5 protein-coding genes are annotated in these 4,151 nt (G+C 67.5%); 4 read left to right on the top strand and 1 reads right to left on the bottom strand.

Features of this window, described 5'->3' with window-relative positions:
• Nucleotides 1-54 precede the first annotated feature (54 nt).
• On the top strand, nt 55-414 hold the full coding sequence (gene queF / locus D7V93_RS39370) for a preQ(1) synthase (protein ID WP_120648186.1): 360 nt from the start codon (nt 55-57) through the stop codon (nt 412-414).
• Nucleotides 415-447: 33 nt separating this feature from the next.
• On the opposite strand, the gene D7V93_RS39365 is transcribed toward queF, so the two are convergent.
• Nucleotides 448-1,458 (bottom strand): serine/threonine-protein kinase, encoded by a 1,011-nt coding sequence (locus D7V93_RS39365; protein WP_244237777.1) that lies wholly within the window; start codon nt 1,456-1,458, stop codon nt 448-450.
• 234 nt (nt 1,459-1,692) lie between these two features.
• On the opposite strand from D7V93_RS39365, the gene D7V93_RS39360 reads away from it, so the two are divergent.
• From D7V93_RS39360 to D7V93_RS39350, 3 genes are all read left to right on the top strand, one after another.
• Entirely contained in the window at nt 1,693-2,499 is an 807-nt protein-coding gene (locus D7V93_RS39360) for a hypothetical protein (RefSeq protein ID WP_147451580.1), read from the top strand.
• Nucleotides 2,496-3,419 carry a DUF3396 domain-containing protein gene (locus D7V93_RS39355; RefSeq protein WP_244237776.1) on the top strand — a complete coding sequence of 308 codons (924 nt, stop codon included), beginning with the start codon at nt 2,496-2,498 and terminating at the stop codon, nt 3,417-3,419. Before D7V93_RS39360 ends, D7V93_RS39355 begins: the two co-directional genes overlap by 4 nt.
• A gap of 85 nt (nt 3,420-3,504) precedes the next feature.
• Nucleotides 3,505-4,053: a hypothetical protein gene (locus D7V93_RS39350; RefSeq protein ID WP_120648183.1), complete on the top strand. Its 549-nt coding sequence runs from the start codon at nt 3,505-3,507 to the stop codon at nt 4,051-4,053.
• Nucleotides 4,054-4,151 lie beyond the last annotated feature (98 nt).

Genomic DNA, 4,151 nt, shown 5'->3' with positions numbered 1-4,151 from the left:
GGCACCGCTTGCGGGAGCGGCGACAGGCGGCGGACGTGTGCTACACGACACCCCATGTCCTCAATGCCGTCCAAGGAAGTCCAGACCTTCCCCAATCCCGCCCCCGAGCGCGATTACGAGATCGCCTTCGACGTCCCGGAGTTCACCTGCCTGTGCCCCCTGACGGGCCAGCCGGACTTCGCGCGCTTCACCATCAAGTACGTGCCGGATCAGCTCTGCGTGGAGCTCAAGAGCCTGAAGCTCTACATGTGGTCCTACCGGAACGAGGGTGCCTTCCACGAGAAGGTGACCAACACCATCGCGGACGACATCGTGAAGGCCATCCAGCCGCGCAAGCTCACCGTGGTGGGCGACTTCTTCGTGCGCGGCGGCATCGGCACCATCGTCACCGTCACGCACGACAAGAAGAAGTAGGCCCACGCCCGGCGTGTGGGCCTCCCTCCCCTGTCACCGGCTGAGCTGCTCCAGGAAGGGCAGCCAGTGGGCCTGGGAGAGGTAGAGGCCCGTGCCGGCGGCGGCCGTGCCCGCGGCGAGCGCGGCCAGCATCCACTTGCGCTGGCTGCGTCGAGGGGGCTTCGGCGCGTCGAACACGTCCAGCACGCCCAGCTCCTGCTGGGTGAGGTGGGCGAGGGCCTCGGTCTCGGTGAGCTTCTGGCGGTAGCGCAGGAAGGCCACGAGCAGCGCGGGGTGGGACACGGGCACTTCGCGGGCGAGGAACAGGTCCAGCTCGCGGCGCATGGCGGCGGCGTCCGGGAAGCGGGCCTCCGGCTTCACGGCCAGCGCGCGTTTGACGATGCGCGCCAGGGGCGCGGGCACGTTGGGGGCCACCTTGTGGAGGGGCGTGAACTTGCCGTCGCGGATGCGGGCGAACACCTCGCCGGCGGACTTGCCCACGAAGGGGCGGGTGCCGGAGAGGGTCTCGTAGAGGAGCACGCCGAGGGAGAAGATGTCGGTGCGCGCGTCGATGGGGGCGCCGGTGACTTGCTCGGGGGACATGTAGGAGGGCGTGCCCACGGCCATGCCCTGCTGGGTGAGGGCTTCGAGGCCCACGTCCTTGGCGATGCCGAAGTCCATGAGCTTCACCTCACCGGACTTGGTGAGCATGACGTTCGCGGGCTTGAGGTCGCGGTGGATGATGCGGCGGAAGTGGGCGTGGTCGAGCGCGCTGGCGATGCGTGCGCAGATGACGGCGGCGACGTCCGGGGGCAGCGGGCCCTCCTTGATGAGGCCGTGGAGGGTGGGCCCGTCGACGAACTCCATGACCATGAAGAAGCTGTCGTTCTTCTCCACCAGGTCATAGAGGGTGACGATGTTCTGGTGGCGGAAGGCGGCGAGCGCCAGGGCCTCGCGGCGGAAGCGTGACAGGGCCTCCTTGTCGCGCTGACCTTCGGGGAGCAGCTCCTTGATGGCCACCTCGCGCTGCAGCAGCTCGTGCAGGCCGCGATACACGATGGCCATGCCACCGCGGCCCAGCTCTCCCAGCACGCGGCAGGCGCCAATCTTGCGGTGACGAACGGCTTTCTCATTCTTCTCGGCGACGGTCACGGGGCCGCAGGGTACCGATTCACGTCTCATGCGTCGATGGGCCCTCCCGGCAGGGGGGCCATTCGCACAGGTGTGGTGGAAAGGCGCGGTGTCGCTGTCTCACGCCAAGGGGCCTACCTGCCCCCGAGGTGCTGGCAGGATGGGGGGATGCCGGGACTTCGGACAGGGTGGCTGTGGGTGTTGGCGGTGGTGGGGCTCGGTTGCGCGGGCGCGCCGCGACCGCCAGCGACCTATGCGCAGAGCTTCGACACGGTGTGGAACAGCTGCCGCCACAACCCGGCTCTGTGCGTGGGCGAGGGGGCGGTGGTCCAGGTGCCGCGTGCGGTGGAAGTGGCCGTGCTTGTCGCAGTGGCTCGAGCCGTGCTGGACGAGGACACACGGCGGGCAGTGGAGCAGGTGCTGAAGGAGTGCGCGGACCTGGCCCGCTCGGAGGTCCTGATTCGTGAGCACGGAGGCCGGAGCCCCACGAAGGAGGAGTGCAACGAAGTGGTCTCACACAATGCGCGCGGGGAGCCCGTGACACGGGCCATGAAGTGGGGCACCGCCATGCACCAGGTCGCCCTGGAGTGCTCCCGGCAGCGGCTCGACACCGTGGTTCCAGGAAGGTTCAGCCTGGAGCCCACCTATCGGTATGATCGGCGGATTCCCGAGACGAAGTATGTCCCTCAGGAGGAAGTGAATGCCCTGCTCCGCGAGGGGCGTGGTGCCCAGCTCAAGGGCACCCTTGTCCCCGACGTCGTCATCCACCAGGGCGACCCTCTTCAGGCCCAATCTGTCTATGACTTGAAGTTCCCCTGCTCCGACGTCAGCAATCCCCCCAACTGGCGGGCGATGCCTGAACCAGGTTCGCCTCCTGGAACGGCGCCCTCGCAAAAGGACTTCTACATGAAAGCACTTGGCCTGGGCGCGCAGCAGGTCTGGCGCATCGCTCCATGGTTTGGAGTGCTCGAGTGAGCAGTTCCATTCCTCGCATTCGCCTCCATGTGAAAAACGGAGAGATTCTGGTTGCTCGCGATGGGCTCCAGATCTGCTTCTACATGCCTCACCCACACGAGGCCCTGAGCGCTGGTGTGCAGCGAACGCTGGACGCGTATCGGGATTTCATCGGCAGGAACTCGCTTGGCTCGTATCTGGATCATGAGGGTGAATGGCAGACGCTTGATGCCAAGGCATGGGAACTCACGTTTCGGGAGCTTCATGATGGGGCAGGCGCCAGGATCCATCTGACGGAGGCAGCTCAAATGGATGATCGATTCGGTTTCCATTACATCGGGAAGCCACTCGGTCATCCGGACGGTTTTTACGGGCCGGAGGAGGTCAGCGCACTGGCGGTTTCGCTGCCCACGGAGTTCCTGGAGACACATGGCCCGGGACGCGTCCGTGAGTTGGCACTCGACATGGCGAAGTCCCTCCCCTTCAGCAGTGGCCACGCGGGCCTCGCCTTCCTTGGAGAACCCCTGGTTTCGTCCGTCCTCTCCGAAGTGGAGAAGCTCGCCCTCCGTCACCCTGCGATGGATGTGCTGTCTCTGGATGGACGCTCCCGTGGGATTGGCACCCGCGTGATTGGCCCCGCCTGGATGAACTTCATGGGGCCGCCAGTGCTCGCGGAACTGGGAGGCGCCACGGCCCTGCGCGCCCGTCTCCACTCCCCGGACACCTCCGTGGAGGAACTGGGACCCGACCGCGCTGTCGTCACGTTGGGCCCGTGGCCGGAGGCCGGTGACACCGAGCACGGACAGACACTCCCCGCCTACCGGGAGCTCGCGCGCGTGCTCGAATCCTGGCTGTACCAGGAGCATCCCGGCCCTCCGCAACCCCACGAGCACGACCTCGTCAGGGTCCGGCGCCGCTTGGAGCGCCGCTTCCTCGACTGAGCGCTCCGCCTCACGCCCGCCCCTCCCTGCATCCACCCGCGCGCGTTCCCATCCTCTTCCCATCCAACGTGCCGGGGGGACGCCCATGACGGAGCGGGATGCATACATCCAGACGATGGAAGCGGAGCAACGCGCGGCGACCGCTCGCTTCCTCGAAATCGAAGCCCAGGCGGGCCTCGCGGAGAGCGAGGACGAGCTCGACCTCCTCTTCGACGCCCGGGAACGCAGTGATGACTTCCACCGTGAAGTCCAGGCGCTCCGCCACGCGGATCATCAGGACTGGCACCGCGCGAAGGCCGACGCGGAGAAGGCCCGCACGCGCTTCGATGACGCCCTCGACCGCGCGGGCGACCAGTGGGAACTCCTCCGCGCGGGCTACCGCCGTGAGCGCGAAGCCGAGCTGCGCCACCTGGGCGCCCTGGTGGCGCTGTGGGAAGCCGCCCAACTCCTCTCCCGCCACGAAGTCGAACTCCTGAAGCGCGGCCTCCAGGACGCCCGCGGCCTGCTCATGCACCTGGGCCGCTCGCACGGAGCGGCCTGGACGCACGCCCGCGAGGACTACGAGGCCACCTGGCGCGACCTGCGCGCGCACACCCACCACCTCCACGACGACAATCTCGCCTCCCTCTCGTAAGGAGGGCAGCCCACCGCCCGGCGAAGAAGCGCCCCCTCCCCGCTTCTTCTCGGACGCCACACGACTGACACGGGGCTACGCTAGGAACGCCCATCATC

Source organism: Corallococcus llansteffanensis, from assembly GCF_003612055.1.
Classification (GTDB): domain Bacteria; phylum Myxococcota; class Myxococcia; order Myxococcales; family Myxococcaceae; genus Corallococcus; species Corallococcus llansteffanensis.
Note: the sequence above shows the minus strand (reverse complement) of the source record. Positions and strands in the feature narration are given on the sequence as shown.